The organism is Kitasatospora sp. NPDC057904, from assembly GCF_042887925.1.
GTDB lineage: Bacteria > Actinomycetota > Actinomycetes > Streptomycetales > Streptomycetaceae > Kitasatospora.
Genome location: NZ_JBHVOL010000011.1, coordinates 35,814 through 54,321 on the forward strand (window position 1 = coordinate 35,814; position 18,508 = coordinate 54,321).

The 18,508-nt window shown below is 74.3% G+C and carries 16 protein-coding genes and 2 pseudogenes; 7 read left to right on the forward strand and 11 right to left on the reverse strand.

Annotation, left to right across the window (positions count from 1 at the left end):
- Positions 1-176 precede the first annotated feature (176 nt).
- Positions 177-635, reverse strand: a pseudogene (locus ACFVSN_RS26215) (radical SAM protein); the annotation flags it as partial.
- 206 nt (positions 636-841) lie between these two features.
- Positions 842-1,427 (reverse strand): annotated as a pseudogene (locus ACFVSN_RS26220) (radical SAM protein); the annotation flags it as partial.
- Between the two features lie 173 nt (positions 1,428-1,600).
- On the opposite strand from ACFVSN_RS26220, the gene ACFVSN_RS26225 reads away from it, so the two are divergent.
- Entirely contained in the window at positions 1,601-3,559 is a 1,959-nt protein-coding gene (locus ACFVSN_RS26225; RefSeq protein WP_387596402.1) for an FUSC family protein, read from the forward strand.
- Between the two features lie 109 nt (positions 3,560-3,668).
- Here ACFVSN_RS26225 and ACFVSN_RS26230 read toward each other — a convergent pair whose 3' ends face one another.
- A complete protein-coding gene (locus ACFVSN_RS26230; protein ID WP_380445130.1) occupies positions 3,669-5,072 on the reverse strand; it encodes an amidase in 1,404 nt (467 codons plus the stop codon).
- 278 nt (positions 5,073-5,350) lie between these two features.
- Here ACFVSN_RS26230 and ACFVSN_RS26235 point away from each other — a divergent pair, with 278 nt between their 5' ends.
- Positions 5,351-6,682, forward strand: a complete 1,332-nt coding sequence (locus ACFVSN_RS26235; protein WP_387596406.1) for a cytochrome P450 — start codon at positions 5,351-5,353, stop codon at positions 6,680-6,682.
- A 15-nt stretch (positions 6,683-6,697) separates the two neighbouring features.
- On the opposite strand, the gene ACFVSN_RS26240 is transcribed toward ACFVSN_RS26235, so the two are convergent.
- Both ACFVSN_RS26240 and ACFVSN_RS26245 read right to left on the reverse strand, forming a co-directional pair.
- The gene (locus ACFVSN_RS26240) at positions 6,698-7,267 is read right to left on the reverse strand and encodes a DUF421 domain-containing protein (protein WP_387596409.1); all 570 of its coding nucleotides are present in this window, start codon (positions 7,265-7,267) and stop codon (positions 6,698-6,700) included.
- 127 nt (positions 7,268-7,394) lie between these two features.
- Positions 7,395-8,162, reverse strand: coding sequence for a LysR family substrate-binding domain-containing protein (locus tag ACFVSN_RS26245; protein WP_387596470.1), 768 nt, complete (start codon positions 8,160-8,162; stop codon positions 7,395-7,397).
- A gap of 67 nt (positions 8,163-8,229) precedes the next feature.
- On the opposite strand from ACFVSN_RS26245, the gene ACFVSN_RS26250 reads away from it, so the two are divergent.
- A complete protein-coding gene (locus ACFVSN_RS26250) occupies positions 8,230-8,664 on the forward strand; it encodes a DUF5997 family protein (RefSeq protein ID WP_387956698.1) in 435 nt (144 codons plus the stop codon).
- Positions 8,665-8,871: 207 nt separating this feature from the next.
- Positions 8,872-10,545: a DUF885 domain-containing protein gene (locus ACFVSN_RS26255; RefSeq protein WP_387596415.1), complete on the forward strand. Its 1,674-nt coding sequence runs from the start codon at positions 8,872-8,874 to the stop codon at positions 10,543-10,545.
- 103 nt (positions 10,546-10,648) lie between these two features.
- Here ACFVSN_RS26255 and ACFVSN_RS26260 read toward each other — a convergent pair whose 3' ends face one another.
- Positions 10,649-11,527: a hypothetical protein gene (locus ACFVSN_RS26260; RefSeq protein WP_387596418.1), complete on the reverse strand. Its 879-nt coding sequence runs from the start codon at positions 11,525-11,527 to the stop codon at positions 10,649-10,651.
- 361 nt (positions 11,528-11,888) lie between these two features.
- Here ACFVSN_RS26260 and ACFVSN_RS26265 point away from each other — a divergent pair, with 361 nt between their 5' ends.
- Complete coding sequence (locus ACFVSN_RS26265; protein ID WP_380446560.1) at positions 11,889-12,617, forward strand: hypothetical protein; 729 nt, start codon at positions 11,889-11,891, stop codon at positions 12,615-12,617.
- Between the two features lie 36 nt (positions 12,618-12,653).
- Here ACFVSN_RS26265 and ACFVSN_RS26270 read toward each other — a convergent pair whose 3' ends face one another.
- The 5 genes from ACFVSN_RS26270 to ACFVSN_RS26290 all read right to left on the reverse strand — a co-directional run bounded on the left by ACFVSN_RS26270 (position 12,654) and on the right by ACFVSN_RS26290 (position 17,715).
- Entirely contained in the window at positions 12,654-14,015 is a 1,362-nt protein-coding gene (locus ACFVSN_RS26270) for a glycosyltransferase (RefSeq protein ID WP_387596421.1), read from the reverse strand.
- Between the two features lie 69 nt (positions 14,016-14,084).
- Positions 14,085-14,690, reverse strand: a complete 606-nt coding sequence (locus ACFVSN_RS26275) for a response regulator (protein WP_380446555.1) — start codon at positions 14,688-14,690, stop codon at positions 14,085-14,087.
- Entirely contained in the window at positions 14,687-15,925 is a 1,239-nt protein-coding gene (locus ACFVSN_RS26280; protein ID WP_387596424.1) for a sensor histidine kinase, read from the reverse strand. The genes ACFVSN_RS26275 and ACFVSN_RS26280 overlap by 4 nt, the downstream gene beginning before the upstream one ends.
- Positions 15,926-15,985: 60 nt before the next feature.
- Positions 15,986-16,747 (reverse strand): ABC transporter permease, encoded by a 762-nt coding sequence (locus ACFVSN_RS26285; protein WP_380499021.1) that lies wholly within the window; start codon positions 16,745-16,747, stop codon positions 15,986-15,988.
- Positions 16,744-17,715, reverse strand: a complete 972-nt coding sequence (locus ACFVSN_RS26290; protein ID WP_387596427.1) for an ABC transporter ATP-binding protein — start codon at positions 17,713-17,715, stop codon at positions 16,744-16,746. The genes ACFVSN_RS26285 and ACFVSN_RS26290 overlap by 4 nt, the downstream gene beginning before the upstream one ends.
- A gap of 317 nt (positions 17,716-18,032) precedes the next feature.
- Between ACFVSN_RS26290 and ACFVSN_RS26295 the strand changes: the two genes are divergently transcribed.
- Both ACFVSN_RS26295 and ACFVSN_RS26300 read left to right on the forward strand, forming a co-directional pair.
- The gene (locus ACFVSN_RS26295) at positions 18,033-18,233 is read left to right on the forward strand and encodes a hypothetical protein (RefSeq protein WP_359959463.1); all 201 of its coding nucleotides are present in this window, start codon (positions 18,033-18,035) and stop codon (positions 18,231-18,233) included.
- Positions 18,234-18,285: 52 nt separating this feature from the next.
- Positions 18,286-18,447 carry a hypothetical protein gene (locus ACFVSN_RS26300; RefSeq protein ID WP_380446544.1) on the forward strand — a complete coding sequence of 54 codons (162 nt, stop codon included), beginning with the start codon at positions 18,286-18,288 and terminating at the stop codon, positions 18,445-18,447.
- Positions 18,448-18,508 lie beyond the last annotated feature (61 nt).

Below are 18,508 nucleotides of genomic sequence, written 5' to 3' on the forward strand. Positions count from 1 at the left end.
TGCCAATAGGGAAATCCACGCAGCTCAAGGCCACCGCCACGGTTCGCTTTATGTTTCGCCGAGGGACATAACCCCGGAGGTATTGTTTCGGAAATTGACATAAAAATGGCCGCCCGGGCGTGAACCCGGACGGCCGTCGGTACGTTGCGGCGGGCGCCGTACGTTGCGGCGGGCGCCTACCCCGGCAGCGAGTCCATGAAGGAGCTCACGGAGAACACCGCCTTCCCCGCCCCCGCGGGCCCGTAGCCGGGCGGGGACGACAGGCCGAACTCCTCCAGCGTCGCCCGGTAGGCCCGGAGCAGCCGGATGTGGTAATCCAGCGGCGCGCCCAGCGGATTGCCCTTCCCGAGCGGCGTCGTCGGCTCCGGGCACCGCGTCGTGAAGCGCGGCACGACGCCGTGCGACATGAAGAACCGCAGCCCCTCCCGCGTGGAGGCGATCGCCTCGTCCACCGTCGCGAACCCGAACGGCTTCGCCATCTCGATGCCGGCGACGAAGTTGGGGATCACGTTCGACGGCCCGAAGACCTCCGCCGACTCCAGGATCCGCCGGTGCCACTCGTCCCGCCCGACGTAGCGCTCCTTGCCGGGGCAGTGCAGCTCGAACAGCCGCTTGTCCCACACCTCGCCCCCGGGAACAGATCACCCTTGCGGGTGACGATACGTAACAGGCTGCTGAGGTAACCTCGTTGAGCCGTCGACGACAGCCAAGGCGATGGCATTGCTGTACGGCCGCCGGGTAGGCGGATGCAGGGCGTGGAGACCTCCAGCGAGTGAGCGGGTCCGTGAAGCGCCAACCAGGACGGCGGGTAACCGCCCGACCAATCCAGCCGCAGCGCCGGAGGGAATCCCCGCCGCACAGCGGGGAGGATGCCAAGTCGCAGAACTGGCACTCCTGTTGGTGCCGTAGTTCTGGCAGACCCGGAAGCCGGTGTTGGAGCTAGTCCCACAGGATGGTCGGGGCCACCTCCATCACCGGCTTCCCTTCTCCAGCGTGTGCCGGTAGTAGTCCGGCATCGGCGGCAGGCCCACGTCCGCGATCCGCGCGCCGTCCAGGTACAGCCCGAGCGCGCCGTCCTCGCCCGCGCCCACCCGGTACGGCGAGTCAGGGTTCACCCGCACCGACACCACCGTGCGGCGCAGCCCGTACGGACCGCCGGTCAGCACGATCTCCTCCGGCGGCCGGTTGAGCGCGGCGGCGCCGAGCTCGGGCAGGGTGCGGTGGTCGAAGGAGAAGATGAAGTACGACTTCGGCTTGACCTCCCCCGTGCCGTCCCCGCCGCTGCCGCTCAGCGCGGACTCGTCGAAGGCCATGCCGCCGCGCAGCAGGTCCTCCTTGATCACCGCCTCGCGCGGCACGTCGGGGAACCGCTCCATGAGGTCCTCGACCAATGCCGTCCGGCTCCGTGCGCCGTCCACGCCGTCCATCCGCCGTACTTCCCTTCCGGCCCCGCGACACCGGGGGCACGAAGATCGTCCGCGCCCATCCTGGTGACCGGACGCCGTGCCACGCTTCGGTCTGCGGTCCCCCTCACGCTACGACTCCTGACGTAGGCCGCGTTCCGGGGGCCCGGCCCGGCGGTTCGCCGTAGTTTTTTCCCATGGCACGCCGCTCCCGAGCCGCCCGGCTCGCCCCGCCCGGCTGGCTGACCGCGGGGCTGCGGCCCGCCCGTGCCCCGATCCCGTGGGCCGCGGCCGCCCGGGCCTCGGTGGCGCTCGCCGCGCCGCTCGCCGTCGGGACGGCCGCAGGACGGCCCGGGTACGGGGCGCTGGTGTCGATGGGAGCGCTGTCCGGCGTCATCGGGGACACCGCGGACGCCTACCGGATGCGGGTGTTCAACATCGCCGTGCCGCAGCTGTTCGGCGCCCTCGGCGTCCTGCTGGGCACCCTGGTCTTCCAGGAGGGCTGGACGGCCGTCGTCGCGCTCACGCTGATCGCGCTGGTCTCCGGCATGATCTCGTCGATCGGCGCGGTCGCGTCGGTGTCCGGGCTGCTCCTGCTGCTCAACGCCGTGGTCGGCGCGGGTCTGCCGCTGCCGTCCCCGTGGTGGCTGCCGCCGGTGCTGCTCCTGGCGGGCGGCGGGGTCGTGCTCGTCCTCACCCTGCTCGCGTGGCCGCTGCGCGGCGGCACGCCCGAGCGCGCGGTCGTCGCCGGGACGTACCGGGCCGTCGCCGAGCTCCTGGAGGCCACCGGCTCCCCCGGCTACGACGCGACGCGCCAGGCCCTCACCCAGTCGCTCAACCACTCCTACGACCTGCTGCTCGCCCGCCGGGCCCGGCGGCACGGCCGCTCGCCCACCCTCGTGCGGCTGCTCGCCCAGCTCAACGCAGTGATCCCGGTGGTCGAGGCGGCCTCGGCGGCCCAGCTGCGCCCGAGCGACCTCGGCCCGCTGCCGGCCGCCTACCCGGCGGCGGTGCGGCGGCTCGCGGACGCCGTCGAGGCGGGCCGCACCGGGCCGTCCCCCGCGCTCGCGCTCCCGGAGCCCGCCGGTCCTTCCACCCGGGCGCTGGACGAGGCCATCGGCCACGCCGCCACCGTCGTGCGGGAGGACGCGCCGGACCCGTACGCCGCCGACGACCACCTCGGCCGGCCCGCCGGGCTGCACGAACGGGCCCGGCGGGCGGCGCGCGCCCTGCTGCTGTCCGGCGCGTCCTGGCGGTACGGGCTGCGGCTCGCGCTGTGCATCGGCCTCGCGCAGGTGCTGGTGTCGGTGATCGCGGTGCCCCGCTCGTACTGGGTCACGCTCACCGTCACGTTCGTCATGAAGCCCGACTTCGGCTCGGTGTTCTCCCGGGCGGTGCTGCGCGCCTTCGGCACCGCGGCCGGACTGCTGATCGCGATCCCCGTGCTGGCCGAGGTGCCGCACGGCTGGTGGGACGTCCCGGTGATGGCGGCGCTCGCGACGCTGATCCCGGCGCTGTCCGCCAAGGGGTACGCGTTCCAGACGGCGGCCATCACACCGGTGATCCTCATGCTCTCCGACCTGCTCAACCACCAGGGCTTCCACCTCGTGCTGCCCCGGCTCGTCGACTCGCTGATCGGCTGCGCCATCTCGCTGCTGGCCGGCTACCTGCTGTGGCCCGAGTCCTGGCACACCCGCATCGGGGACCGCCTGGCCGAGGCCGTCGCCGACACCGCCTCCTACGTCTCGCTCGCCTTCACCACCGGCCCCGGCCGCGACGAGCCCGCCCGCGCCCGCTACCGGCGGCGCCTGTACCGGGACCTCTCCGCCGTGCGCACCGAGTTCCAGCGCGCGCTCACCGAGCCACCGCCGGTCGGCGCCCGGGCCCAGGCGTGGTGGCCGCTGGTGATCGCCGTCGAGCGGATCGTCGACACCACGACCGCGACCAGGGTCCGCGTCGAGCACGGCGCGCCCGTCCCCTCCCGGGCCGAGGTGGCCGCGGTCACCCGCGAGCTCGGCGACCTGGCCGAGGCGCTGCGCACCGGCACCGCCCTGCCCGCCGCCGCCGTGGAGGCGCCGCTGCCGCCGGACTGCGCCCTGTTCCGCGTCCACCACGAGGTCCGCGCGGCCAGGGCGGTGGCGGCGCCCGGCGGGTAGGACACGCGCTGGGGCCGGGCGCGTCGGGGGGTCGGGGGGGTCAGCGCCTCGGCAGGCTCGGCACCCACTGGTCACGCGGCGTCCGGCGCCGCTCGCGGCGGCCGACCGCTCAGTCCTGGATGCGGCGCCAGGGGCGGTCGGCCTCCAGGGCGAAGGCGAGTTCCAGGAGGAGGCGCTCCTGGCCGTGGGCGGCGGAGAGGTGGACGCCGATCGGGAGGTCGTTCTGGGCCGCGCCGGTGGGCAGGGCGATGCCGGGGCCGCCGGTGACGTTGTTGACCGGCGTGAAGGCGACGTAGCGCAGCAGCCGCTCGATCAGCTCGTCGAAGGCGACGTTCGGGCTCAGGTGCCCGATCGGCGGGGCGACGTGGGCGAGCACCGGGGACAGGACCGCGTCGTGGGTGCGGAAGATGTCCGCGTACGTGGCCTCCGCGGCCCGCAGGCGGCGCAGCACGCCCGGGGTGCGGCGGAACTCGCGCTGGTAGCCCCGGCGCAGGCCGGTGGTGAGGCCGTCGAGGTCGCGGGCGCGGAAGCCGGGGTCGTACATCAGCTTGCCGGTGACGGAGATCGCCCAGGCGATGTAGCCCCAGTAGGAGACGAAGTCGCGGGAGAACCCCTCGTCGAAGGGCAGGGTCGTCGGTTCGACGTGGTGACCGAGGGCCTCCAGGCGGGCGGCGGTCTCCTCGACGGCGCGGCGGGTGGGTTCGTCGGTCTTGGCGATCGGCGAGTCCACCACGAGGCCGATCCGCAGCTTGCGCCGCCCGGGGCCCTCGACCAGGCCGACCGGCGGCAACTGCGGGTCGGCGCGGTGCCGTTCGGCGGCGGCGAGGAACGCGGCGGTGTCCCGCACGGAGCGGGTGACGACGCCGTCGGTGACGATGTCGAGCGGCAGTTTGCCGCTCTGCGCGTTGGTGACCAGCCGGCCGCGGGTGGGCTTGAGGCCGACCAGGCCGCAGCAGGCGGCGGGGATGCGGATCGACCCGCCGCCGTCGTTGGCGTGCGCGATCGGGACGACGCCGGAGGCGACCAGGGCGGCCGCGCCGCCGGAGGAGGCGCCGGGCGAGTGCGAGGGCTTCCACGGGTTGCGGACGGGCTGGGCGGTGGCGAACTCGGTGGAGGCGTTGAGGCCGAACTCGGGCATCCGGCTCTTGCCGAGGACGGCGAGGCCGGTGGCGAGGAACTGGTCGGTGAAGCGGGCGTTGCGCCGGGCGGGCCGGGCCCGGTAGGCGGCGCTGCCGTTGGCGGTGGGCAGGCCGCGCAGGTCGACGTTGTCCTTGAGGTAGGTCGGGACGCCCCACAGCGGCCCGCCGATGCCCTCGCGGCTGATCCGCGGCCGGTCGTGGGAGTCGTGGGCGAGGGGCAGCAGCGTGTCGTCGACGCGGGCGGCGCGGGCGACGGCCGCGGCGACCAGCTCCCGGGGGTTGACCTCGCCGGCGCGCACGAGGGCGGCGAGCGCCACCGCGTCGTGCTCGCCGAGGGCGTCGTCGGTGAACGCGTGGACCCGCTCGTCGGCCATCCCAACTCCCCAATTCCTACTGACCGGTAGTCTCGCAAGAGGTTGGCAGTCTAGGCGTGCGACGGCGCCCGCGGATAGCCCCGCTCCGGCCCGGCCGACCGCCCCGCCGACCACCCTGCCGGCCACCCCTCCGGCCGGCCCCGGGCCAACCCCCGGACGGCGCACGGGTGTTCGGCGCACGCCCCCGTGTTCACCAGCCCGCCGCCCGGCGCTCGTTTCGCCGACTCCCGCCGGGGAAGCTGCCGGTCACCTGCCCCCGCACCCCCAAGGTGACGCCCGTGCCCACCCAGTACACCTCGGCCACCGCCCCCGGCGCCCTGCCCCTGCTCGGCCACGTCCCGGCCTTCGTCCGCCGCCCGTACGCCTTCGTGGCCGGCCTGCCCGCCCACGGCGACCTCGTGCGGCTGCGGCTCGGCCCGATGGACGCGTACGTCGCCTGCCACCCGGACCTCGTCCGCCGCATGCTCACCGAGGACCGCATCTACGACAAGGGCGGGCTCGTCGTCGACAAGGCCCGCGAGGTCTTCGGCGACGGCCTCGCCACCTGCCCCGCCGCCGCGCACCGCCGCCAGCGCCGGATGCTCCAGCCCGCGTTCCACCGCGACCGGCTGCCCGGCTACGCCGCGATGATGGCCGACGAGATCGCCGGCGTCACCGCGCCCTGGCGCGACGGCGAGGTGGTCGACGTCCCCGCCGCCATGTACCGCCTGACCACCGCCGTCACCGCCCGCTGCCTCTTCGCCGCCCACGAGCGGGCCGGGGCCCTGCCCGTCCACCGGGCCATGGACGTCGTCACCCACGGCGTCGCCCGGCGGATCATGATGCCGCTGCCCGGCGCCGACCGGATCCCCACCCCCGGCAACCGCCGCTACCACCGCGCCCGCGCCGACCTCGCCGAGATCACCCGCCGCCTCATCGCCGACTACCGCGCCGCCGGCACCGACCACCACGACCTGCTCTCGATGCTGCTCGCCGCCCGCGACGAGGACGGCAGCGGGCTGACCGACGAGGAGATCCACGACCAAGTGATCACCTTCCTGCTCGCCGGGATGGAGACCACCGCCGCCACGCTCTCCTGGACCTGGACGCTGCTCGCCGCCCACCCGGCGGTCCGCGAGCGCCTGCACGCCGAGCTCGACACCGTCCTCGACGGCCGCCCCGCCCGCCACGAGGACCTGCCCGCCCTGCCGCTCACCGCGCGCGTCGTCAGCGAGACGCTGCGGCTCTACCCGGTCTCGTGGCTCCTCAGCCGCGTCGTCACCGGGGACGGCACCGAGCTGGGCGGGCACCACGTCCCGGCCGGGGCGACCATCCTGTTCAGCCCCTACCTGCTTCACCGCCGGGCCGACCTGTTCCCCTGCCCCGACCGCTTCGACCCCGACCGCTGGCTCGACACCGCCCGCCCCACCCTGGGCACCTACGCCCCCTTCGGCGCCGGGGCCCGCCGCTGCATCGGGGACGCGTTCGGGACGACGGAGGCCGTCCTCGCCATCGCCACCATCGCCGCCCGCTGGACGGTCACCCCGGCCCCCGGCCGCCCCGTCCGCCCGATGCGCAGCGCCGCGATGTGCCCCCGCCCCTTCACGGCCACCCTCACCCGCCGCCGGTGACCGGGCACCGGCGGGTCAGGGCCGTCGGCCGAGGTCGGCCAGGAGGCGCTCGATCCTGTCCAGGCGCTGCCGGAGCTCCTCGACGTCCCCGCGGGTCGCGCTCTGCTCGGCGGCCTTGAGGGTGACGAGGAGCTGGCCGTCGGGCTCCAGTCGGGCGTGGGCGACGCCGCTCACGTCGTCGCCGTTCTGGACCCGGATCGCGTGCTCCAGCTCGGACGGGCGCAGCGCGAGCTCCCGCAGGGCGCCCGGGACGAGCTCGCCGTCCCGCACGACCGTCGTCGGCGTGCCCTCCAGCAGGCGGGCGGCGCGCGGGTCGCGGGCGAGCCAGCGGGTGACGGCCGAGTTGACCGCGATCAGCGTGACGGCCCCGATGGCGCCGCCGAGGAGGCTGTTGTCGTTGCCGATGATCGCGTTCTGGACGACGTTGGAGAGCAGGAAGACGACCACCATGTCGAAGGTGTTGAGGCCCGCGAGCCCGCGCTTCCCGGCGACCCGGAACAGGACCAGGATGAGCGCGTAGACGGCGATCGTGCGCAGGACCTTCTCGACGATCGGGATCTGGACGACTACCAGGTCGTGCCACACGGCCGCTCTCCTCGCACCCTCGGCTCCGCCCCGGGCGGGCGGGCGGGGCCGACGGTACGCGCCCCGCCGGGCCCCGGCCAGCACCCGGCCCGACCGGTACTCGACCCGGCCGGCACCCGGGAGCGGGCTACCGGCCGCGCCTCGGCTTGCCCCGCTTGGCGGCGGCGGCGTTCGGCCTCGGCTTCTGGCCGGACTTCTGCCCGGTCTTCTGGCCCGCCTTCTGGGGCTGCGGCTTGCGGGCCGCCGCCTTCTTCGGCTCGGCCTTCTTCGCCTCGGGGGCCGGGGCCGCGCCCCGCCCGCGCGAGCTGTTCACCGTCCGCCCCCGGACGATGCCGATGAACTCCTCGACCAGGTCCGTCGTCCGCTCCTGCGGCCAGGACAGCGCGACCTGCGACTGCGGCGCGTCGGCGACCGCCCGGAAGGTGAGGTCGCGCCGGTGGTGCAGCCGGGCGAGGGACTGCGGCACCAGCAGCACGCCGACGTTGGCCGCGACGAGCTCGATCGCGTCGCCGGTGGTGGCCGGGCGCTCGATGGCGGGGCGCCCGGGCAGCTCGGTCCAGCCGAGGGTGTCGTCCAGGGGGTGGAAGACGACGTCGTCGGCCAGGTCGGCGAGAGCGACGTCGTCCTCGGCGGCCGCGAGCCAGTGCTCCTTGGGAAAGACGACCACGGTGGTCTCGGTGTACAGCGGGATGGCGCTCAGCACGTCCTTGTCGACGGGCAGCCGCACCAGGCCGGCGTCCGCGTCGCCCTCCCGCAGGGCCCGCTCGCCGTCGGCGGCGGGCACCGCGAGGAGGTCGAGCGGGACGTCCGGGAGCCGTTCGCCCCAGACGCGCGCCCACTTGCCGGGGGTGACGCCGGGGACGTACGCGAGCCGGAAGGACGGGTTCACCTGCATGTCTGTCACAGGGCAAGGCTACCGACCGTGACCGGAAGTGCCCGCGCGCTCCCTTACCCTTGTCCTCATGACATCGCTCAAGCAGAAGACCAGCCAGACCATGAAGCCGGCCACGGCGGCCAAGAAGCTGGGGATCTACCTCGACGCCGCCCCGGCGAGCTTCCAGGACGGCCCGGTCTCCCGCGAGGAGCTCACCGCCCTCCAGGCGAACCCGCCGCAGTGGCTCCAGGAGCTGCGCCAGAACGGCCCGCACCCGCGCCCGGTGGTCGCCGCCAAGCTCGGCGTCTCCATCGCGGGCCTGGCCCGCGGCGGGGTGACCGAGGCGCTCACCACCGAGCAGATCGACGCCCTCAAGGCCGAGAACCCCCTCTGGCTCCAGCACGAGCGTGCCAACCAGGTGGACGTCCGCAAGGAGACCGCCCGGATCAAGGCGAAGCACGAGAAGGAGGCCGCGGAGGCCGCCGCCAAGGCTGCGAAGGCCGCGAAGGCCGCGAAGGCCTGACGCTCCCCGCCCCCGAAGAACCGATGCCGGCCCCGTCGCCCGAGAGCGACGGGGCCGGCATCGTCACATCCCGGACGAGCTGCGCAAACGGCACGCGGACCGGCGCGCGAACCGGCTGCATGAACGCGAACCGGCTTCATGAACCCGCAACGGCCAATGCCGTCCCAGGGGTTGCGGACCCCTGAGGTTTCGTCATAGGCACCTCTCATGAACGAGCAGACTCACCAGGCCGAACTCGCCGCGCTCGCCGAGGAGTACTTCGCCGCCGAGAACGCGCACGACCCGTTCGGCGCCACGCTCAGCGGGGTCGCGGGCCACGCCCACGAGGTGCCGGACCCGTCCCGGGAGGCCGCCCTGGAACACCGCGCGGTGCTGCAGGGCCTCGGGACGCGGCTCGCCGCGGTGCCCCTCGACGCCCTCGACGGCGAGGACCGCATCACGCACCGCGTCCTCGCCCGCCTGATCGACAACGGCACCGGCCGGATCACCCACGGACTCGCCGACTTCAGCATCTCGGCGACCATCGCGGCGCCCCAGAACGAGGCCTTCCAGTCCCTCGTCATGACCGCCGTCGACCAGGAGGGCGCCGACTCCTACCTGGAGCGCCTGGCCGGACTGCCCGGCTACTTCGACGCCTGCCTCCAGCGCTACCTCGACGCCGCCGTCGAGGGCCGCCGCCCGCTGCGCAGCGGCGTCGACGCCGCGATCGCCCAGCTCGACGGCTACCTCGCCGGGAGTCTCGCCGACGACCAGCTGCTGCGCCCGCTGCACGGCCGCCGCGAGGCGCTGCGCGCCGAGACGATCGTGCGCGACGGCGTGCGGCCCGCGGTGGCCCGCTACCGGGCGGGCCTGGCCCAGCGGCTCGCGGCCGGGGCCCGGCCGGACACCGAGGCCGGCGTGTGCCACGTGCCCGGCGGCACCGAGGGCTACGCGGACGCCGTCGGCCGCTACACCCGGCCCGGGCTCACCCCGGAGGAGATCCACCGGATCGGCCTGGACGCGGTGGCGGCGCTGCGCGAGGAGTTCGCCGAGCTGGGCGCCACGGTGCTCGGCGTCGTCGGCACCGACCGCGTGCTGGCCGCGCTGCGCGAGGACCCGGCCCTGCGGTTCGCCGGCGCGGCGGAGATCGTCGCCCTCGCCGACGACGCGCTGGAGCGGGCCCGCCTCGCGTCCGCCGGGTACTTCCGCGCCTACCCGATCGCCGACTGCGTGACCCGCGAGATCGACCCGATCGAGGCGGAGACCGCGCCGCTCGCCTACTACCAGCCGCCGGGCCCGGGCGGCCTGCCCGGCACCCACTGGATCAACACGCTGCGCCCGCACACCCGTTTCCGGTACGAGTACGAGGCGATCGCCTTCCACGAGAGCGTGCCGGGCCACCACCTGCAGATCGCCGTCGCCCAGACGCTGCACCACCTGCCGGAGTTCCGCCAGAAGCCGACCGGGCAGCTGACCGCGCACGTCGAGGGCTGGGGGCTGTACACCGAGCGGCTGGCGGACGAGATGGGGCTGTACAGCTCGGAGCTCTCCCGCTTCGGCATGCTATCGCTGGACGCGCTGCGGGCCGTGCGGCTCGTGGTGGACACCGGGCTGCACCACTTCGGCTGGTCGCGGGAGCGGGCGATCGCCTACATGCGGGACAACACGGCCACGACGGAGGCCAACGTCCGCAACGAGATCGACCGGTACATCGCCTGGCCCGGTCAGGCCACGGCCTACCTGATCGGCCGCCGGGAGATCGTCCGGCACCGGGGGCGGGCCCGGGCGGCGCTCGGCCCGCGCTTCGACGTGAAGGAGTTCCACCACGAGGTGATCGGGCACGGCAGCCTGCCGTTGGGCGTGCTGGACGAGCTGATCACGGACTGGATCGCGGCGCACTGACACCCGGGCCGCGGAGGGTGGGGGCGGCCGGTACGGGACCGGCCCCACCCGTGTGTTCGGCCCACCGGGCCCACCGGGCTCGGCGAGCGACTCAGCGCGCGACTCAGCACACCGGGATGAGCACCGTCAGGACGAAGGTGTGCGGGTCCGGGTTGGCCGGGGCCTCGTAGGTGAGCGTCGCGGCGATGCTCGTGCCCGGGCTCGCGGCCGGGTCGACCCGGAGCGCGAAGCCGCGGTTGTACTGGGACCACGTGTTGCCGACGATGTCGTCGCAGGTGGCCGTGGTGCCGTCGGCCGAGATCGCGCACTTGTTGGCACTCGGCGCGCTGTCGAGCCACTCGGAGCCGGGCAGGAGCTTGGCGGTGAGCCGGCCGCGCCACGGGTAGTCGGTGGAAGGGCCGAGGTTGCGCTCCAGCACCTCGAAGTCGGCCGGGTTGCCGGGCGCGGCGGGCTTCGGGGGCCGCCACATCTCCAGCACCGCGTCGGTGACGGGCGCGGAGGTGTCCCAGGACCAGGTGGTCGAGCTGTCGTTCGGGTTCTGGTCGGCGTCCCAGGTGACCACGGCGGTGCCCCCGGGGTAGGTCCTCGGGCCGGGGGTGGTGCTGATGGTCTCGCCGTAGAGCTTCTCCGTCTCGCAGGTGGCCGGTGCCAGCCCCTTGGCGACGGTGAAGCGGATCCAGTTCCAGCCGCCGTCCACCGGGCCCGCGTGATCGGTGGTCAGGCGCATCGACGGATCGGCGGGGCCGTTGACCACCAGGGTCGCCCCGTCGGCCGGCGTCTCGGAGCCGTTGTTGCAGACCGTCACCAGGATCGTCCCGACGGCGCCGGGCACGGTCGGGAAGGACGGCGGGCTGACCTGGACGCTCAGGTCCTTGGCGTACGTCGAGCGGTGGGCCGGGCCGGCGGCGGCCTGGGCGGCCTGCGCGGCGGTGAGGGAGAGCGGCAGCAGGGCGGCTGCCGCGAGGAGGGCGGGGATCCGCATGGGGTGACTCCGGTCGGGGGGTCGGAGAGGGATCAGAGCGGGGGTCAGATCGGGGATCAGAGCGGGGAACGCCGGTGAGCAGTCGTTCGGTGACGAAGCTACGCATGCTCGACGGGCCCCGCCCTTCGGTTACTCCGCCCGACGTCAGTCCCCTGACGGGCCCCCGGAACAGCACGCGACCGGCATCCGGGACGGCACGCGAGACGGCGGGCGCGGCGGAACGATTCCGCACGCCGGGCCACGGCCTCCCGCGCCCGACGTGGCGTCACCCCTTTGGCCCCTTTGACACGGTAGTGTCCGCTGGCGCGGTATCCGGCGGCCCGCCGGCCCGCAGCTCACGCACACCCATCTGGAGGAACTCGTGCCGGCTCCCGCTCGCGGTGCCCTGGCCATAGCCGCGGCCGTCCTGCTCGCCGCGGCCGCAGGCTGCTCGTCCAACACCGGACACACCGCCAAGCCCGCCCCCACCAGCGCGGCCGCCAAGGGCTCGGCCCCGGCGGCCGGCGACGCGGCCGCCGCGCACGCGATCCCGGTCGGCGTCGGCCCCAAGCCCTCGTACGACGTGCAGGCCCAGCCCGCCGCCGGCACCTGCAAGTACCACTACACCGCGGACAAGCAGCCGCTGCCGGACCCGAACTGCACCCCGGGCGCGACCAGCCCGGCGGTCACCCAGGCCAACCTCAACGACACCGTCTGCAAGCCGGGCGGCTACACCTCGGGGATCCGCCCGCCGGCGAACATCACCGGCAAGGAGAAGGCCGAGAACGCCAAGTCCTACGGCTACACCGGCCCGATGGGCGACGCCGAGTACGACCACCTGATCAGCCTGCAGCTCGGCGGCGACCCGAACGACCCGCGCAACCTGTGGGTCCAGCCGCCGTCCCCCGACCACGTCCCGGGCAAGGGTCCGAACAACCCCAAGGACACCGTCGAGACGCACCTGCACACCGCGCTCTGCAAGGGCCAGGCCACCCTCGCCGCCGTCCAGCAGGCCATCGCCGCCGACTGGACCACCGCCGAGGCCAAGCTCGGCATCGGCAAGGGCGGCGCGCCGGCCGCCGGACCGGACGCGGACGGCGACGACCAGTGAGCCGCCGCCCGTCCCGCCGCTGACGCCCGGTCCGGCTCAGCCCAGCGACTCCACCAGCTCGGCGACGGCGTCGAACGGCCGGTACTCCGCGAGCTCCGCGGCCAGCGCGCGGGCCCGCTCGCGGAACCGGCCGTCGGCCAGCACCTCGTCGACGGCCTTCGCGACGTCCGCGGCCTCCGGCCGCCCGGTGCGCAGGTCGAGCCCCGCGCCCGACCACTGCACCCGGGCCGCCACCTCGGGCTTGTCCTCGCTCGCGCCGCCGACCACCAGCGGCACGCCGTAGCGCAGCGCGGTGTGGACGCCGCCGTAGCCTCCGTTGCTCACCAGCACGTCGGCGTGCGGCAACAGCAGGTCGAAGGGCACGTAGCCAGCGGCCCGGACGTTGCCGGGCAGTGCGCCCAGGAGTTCGGTGAGCGCGGCCGGGCCGTCGGGGCGCGCGGTGGCGGCGACCACCAGCACGTCGCGGTCCGCCAGGGCGGTCACGGTGGGCGCGACGAGCTCGGTGAGGTCGCCGTTGGCGAGCGTGCCCTGGGTGACCACGACCACCGGGCGGGTGCCGTCCAGTTCCCGCCACCAGGCGGGCAGGCGGTGATCGGCGCCGCCGGCCGGCGGCAGCGCGCCGATCATCCGGAAGGTCTCCGGGGCGTCGCTGCGCGGGTACTCGAAGCCGGGCACGGTGAGCTGGAGGAAGTGGTCCGGCACCGTCACGAGGGCGTTGGCGCGCGGCCCGTCCGGCAGGGTGATCCCGAGGCCCGCGAACACCTGCTCCGCGTACCGCTGGAGCGGTTCGCCGCGCCGGTTCACCTCCTCGTACATCGCCCGGTTGCGCGCCCGGCCCTCCTCCCCCGGCAGGGGCGGCAGGGCGAGGCCGAACGGCGCGGTGTCGACGCTCTGGAACATCGGCGGGGCCACCCCGACGCCCACCACGGCGGGCCGCTGCGACCGGGGCCGGCTCAGCGCCAGCGCGAGCGCGCCCTGGAAGAACGCGTCCACCACCACCGCGTCCGCCGGGAAGCCGGCCAGCAGCTCCTCCAGCGCGCGGTACTGCGCCGGGACGGGGTCGGTGAAGACGTGCTTGACGTCGAACGCGATCCGCGCGGGCCCGGCCGGCAGCTCGGAGCGCCCCGGGAAGCGGGCGTCGAGGTCCCGGTCGTCGAAGTCCGCCTCGGCGGGCAGCGCCACGAAGCGCACCCCGGCCCGCTCCGCCGCCCCCGCGAACCGGCCGCCGCCGAGGAACACCACCTCGTGGCCGCGGGCGGCGAGGTCGGCGGAGATGGCGAGCAGCGGGCCGACGTGGCCGTGCGCCGGTACGGCGGCGGTGATGATCCTGGACAGTGGAATCCCCCTCGGTCGGAAGCGTGCCGGGGCACCGCCGGCCGGCGGCCCCCGTGGACCCACCGTAGGAAAAGGTTGTTGACGATCGGTAAACGCCGCAGCCTCCGCCGCTCCGCCCCCGGCTCGGCGCGATCAGATCCAGCCGCGCTGGCGGGCGAGCTGGGCGGCCGCGTGGCGGTTCTCCACGCCGAGCTTGGTGGTGACGGAGGAGAGGTAGTTGCGGACGGTGCCCGGGGCGAGGGCGGCGCGCTCGGCGATCTCCAGGACGGGGGCGCCGTCGGCGGCGAGGGACAGGATGTCGGCCTCGCGGGCGCTCAGCGGCGAGGCGCCCGCGCTGATGGCGTCCGCGGCGAGGATCGGGTCGATGTAGCGGTGGCCGCCGTGGACGGTGCGGATGATGCTCGCGAGCTCCTGGGCGGAGACGGTCTTGGAGACGAACCCGGTGACGCCGCAGGCGAGGGCGCGCTTGAGGTGGCCCGGGAGGCCGTGGCTGGTGACGATCATCGTCCGGCAGTCCGGCAGGGCCTGGGCGAGCTCGCGGGCCACCGTGACGCCGTCGCGCTCGGGCATCTGGAGGTCCAGGACGGCGACGTCGGGCCGGTGGTGCAGGGCCATGGCGGTGGCCTCCGGGCCGGTGGAGGCCTCGGCGACGATCTCGATGTCGTCCTCGAAGGCGAGCAGGGCGGCGAACGCGCCGCGGATGAGGTGTTCGTCGTCGGCGAGCAGGACGCGGATCATCGGTGGCCTCGATCGGTCGGCGCTTCGGTCGGCGGTTCAGTCGGGGTCTCGGTCGGCGGGAGGAGTACCCGCAGGCGGTAGGTGCGGTCGGCGCCCGGTCCGTGGTCCAGGGAGCCGCCGAGCGGGGCGAGCCGCTCGGCGAGGCCGGCCAGGCCGCTGCCGCCGCCCGAGGCCGGGCGGTGGCCGCCGCCGTCGTTGGTGATGGTCAGTTCGGCGGCGCCATCGGCGGCGCCGGCGAGCGCGATGGTGCAGGTGCGGGCGTGGGAGTGGTGCAGGACGTTGGTGATGCCCTCGCGGACGACCCAGCCGAGCGCGGTCTGCGCGTCCTGGCCGAGCTCGGGGGCGCCGTCGCGCTCGATCCGGCAGGTGATGCCCGCCGCCTCCAGCACCGAGCGCGCTCCCTCCAGTTCGGTGGCCAGGTCTGTGGTGCGGTAGCCCTTGACCACCTCGCGGATCTCCTGGTGCAGGCTGCGGGTGAGCTTCTGCACCTCCGTCAGCTCGGCCTGCGCCTTCGGGTGCTCGGTGAGCCGCTGGACGAGCTCGGACTTGAGGGCGATCACCGAGAGGTTGCGCCCGATGATGTCGTGGAGGTCCCGGGCGAAGCGCAGCCGCTCCTCGGCCACCATGAGCCGGGCCTGGGTCTCGCGGGCCGCGTCGAGCTGCCACAGCACGGCGAGGAACCACAGCGAGGAGCGCATCAACCCGCCGATGACCGTCCAGGTCGCGACGGTGAACGCCAGGACGGCCGGGCCGGCGGCCCGGTCGAAGGACCAGACGACGCCGGCCGTCGCGACCGAGCCGACCAGCGCCACGGCGAGGTAGCGGGCCTGGCCGAGCAGCGGAGAGAGCGCGAAGGCCGGCGGGATCGCGATCGCGATGGCGGCGATGACCAGGACGCGCGTGCCGTCGAGGTGCCCGGTGCCGTACGCGTACGGCAACAGGCCGAGTTCGAGCACCGTCACGGCGGCCATCGCGCCGAGCAGCGCCCTGGGCCGGGCCGTCCGCCCGACGCTGTGCGCGATCGCCGTGGTGGCGCCGATGCCCTGCACCGCGGTGAGGGTCGCGATGCCCCACCCGACGACGGCCGGCGCCCCCGCCTCGTTGAGCCTGGCGAGCAGCGGCCACAGCAGTGCGGCGAGCAGCAGCCACGGCATCGAGCACAGCATCCACCGCGTCTGGACGGTCGCCTTCGCGACGTCGGTGCGGTAGTGCGTGGTCGTCGGCACGTCGGTCATCCTCCGTTCGTCTCCTTTCCTTCCGGCCCGTCGAGTGCCCGTCGAGTGCCCGTCGCGGGTTCAGGCGCGCGGCTCCCACCGGAAGCGGCGCAGCGCGCCCCAGGCGGCGAGCGCCGTCCAGGCCAGCAGCGTCGCGCCCCTGACCACCGAGTCAACCATCCCGGCGCCCTCGCCGGTCCAGCCGGAGCGGACCAGTTCGATCACGGGGGTGAGCGGGAAGAAGCGCAGGACGTCCGCGAACGGCCCGGGCAGCACCTCCAGCGGGATGACGGTGCCGGAGGTGACGAGCAGCAGCATGAAGCCGACGGTGCTGACGCCCTGGGCGCTCTCCGCGGTGCGGGCGAAGGCGGTGCTGAGCGCGGCGGCGGCGGCGATCAGCACGGTGCCGAGCAGGACGCCGACGGCGACGAGGTGCGGGGCGGCCGGGGCGCCGAGGCCCGCGATGAGGGCGACGGCGGCGGCGATCGCGGTGAACTGCAGGACGGCGGCGATCGCCATCGGGACGGCCGGGCTCGCGAGGATGACGAGGTCGCCGATCTCGCCGGTGCGCTGCCGCTTGAGGACGTACTCCTCGCGCCGCAGGACGTAGACACCGATCAGCGGTGCGTACAGGGCCATGATCAGGACGATCCCGGCGGTGGTGGAGACCATCACGTGGCCCATGGCGAGGCCGGCGCCCTTGAGGTCGAACTGCCGCATGACCGTCGTGGTGCCCATGACGATGAGCACCGGGATGACGAGGACGTTGAAGAGGTTGCTCTTGCTGCGCAGGAAGAGGGTCAGCTCGACCCGGGAGAGCGCGGCGAGGTGGGTGCGGTTCACGCGGCCCGCTCCGTTTCCGTGCGGTCCGTACCGCCCCGGGCGATCCGCAGGAAGGCCTCCTCCAACGAGGCCGAGCGGGCGTAGAGTTGGTTGAGCGTGACGCCCTTGGCGCGGGCCCAGAGCAGCACTTCGGTGGTGGTGTGCTGGAGGTCGTCGGTGGTGAGCTCGACGCGGCCGGCCGGGCCGGTGGCGACGGCGGCCCGCAGGTCGGCGGGGTGCGGCAGGTCGGCGGGGGTCAGGCCGGCGGGCAGGCGGAAGGCGAGGGTGGCGGGGTGCTCGGCGACGATCTCGGCGATCGTGCCGGTCGCGGCGATCCGGCCGGCGTGCATGACGGCCAGCCGGTCGGCGAGTTGCTCGGCCTCTTCGAGGTAGTGCGTGGTGAGCACGATCGTGGTGCCCTCGGCGCGCAGCCGCCGGATGATCCGCCAGGTGTCGTGGCGGCCCTCCGGGTCCATGCCGGTGGTGGGTTCGTCGAGGAAGAGCAGGTCGGGCCGGCCGAGGGTGGCCAACGCGAGGTCCAGGCGCCGGACTTCACCGCCGGAGAGGTTCTTGACGGCGACGTCGGTGCGCGCGGCCAGGCCCACGAGGGCGACGGCCTCGGCGGCCGGGCGCGGGTCGGTGGTGCAGGAGGCCCACATGCGGACGGTCTCGGCGACCGTCAGATCGGTGGGGAGCCCGCCGCGTTGGAGCATCACGCCGGTGCGCGGGCGCACCCGCTTGCGGTCGCGGACGGGGTCGAACCGGCCGAAGAGGGTGACGGTGCCCCGGGTGGGCCGGGCGAGGCCTTCGAGGAGCTCGACCGCCGAGGTCTTGCCGGCGCCGTTGGTGCCGAGCAGCGCGTACAGCTCGCCCGGGCCGACGGTGAAGCCGATGCCCCGCACGGCGTCGAAACCGCCGGGGCCCGGCGGGCCGTAGCGGCGCCAGAGGTCTGTGACCTCGATCACGTTTGAATTGCCGTCATTCGCCATGCGCAACATGTTCGCAGGCGACTCGACTTTGCCGGGATGAGAACTGTCATGGGTTCGCATGACGGATGTCATGGCGCGTCGTGACATCCGCCAGTCAAGGGAAAGTCACCGTCCGAAATCGAGTGTGACGCAGGTCATACCCGATGTTCCGGAGCGATGTTTTCATCCTTCCACGCCACCACGTGTTCGTCTCGGAACGACCGCCCGTTGGCGGCTCCGGGGGGAATTCACGGCATGGCGGTTCGGCGCCGTTCCGCCGCCCCGAGCGCGGAACGGCTGATCATCCACCGGAAATCCCTTCCAGGGAGAGGAATGCCATGAACGACATCGTTTCCCACGTCAACGGCCTGGACCTCGGCACCATCGAGGCCGCCGACACCCACGGCGACGCGCTGCCCGTCCTCGCGACGCCGGCCGCCGCGCTGGCCGCCATCGGCGGGGCCAAGGCCGTCGGCGCCTTCGTCGGCGGTGCGACCCTGGTCGGCGGCGCCTACGCGCTCGGCCGCGCGGTCGGCTGACCGGCCCCCCTTTCCCCCGCTCCGCCCAGCCATCTTTCGAAAGGACGCGAAAATGAACGACGTCATCGAGGCCGTGAACGCGATGGAAATCCCCGAGGAGGGTGTCATCTTCCCGGAGGCCAGCCCGGTTCTGGCGACTCCCGGTGCTTTTCTCGGCGGCGTGGCGATTTCCTCCGCCGTGATCGGCGCGTTCGAACTCGGCCGCCAGGGCTGATGACGACCGCCCCCTGACCGGGGCGGATGCTCCACGACGCCTGCCGGGCCAGAGGTGCGTT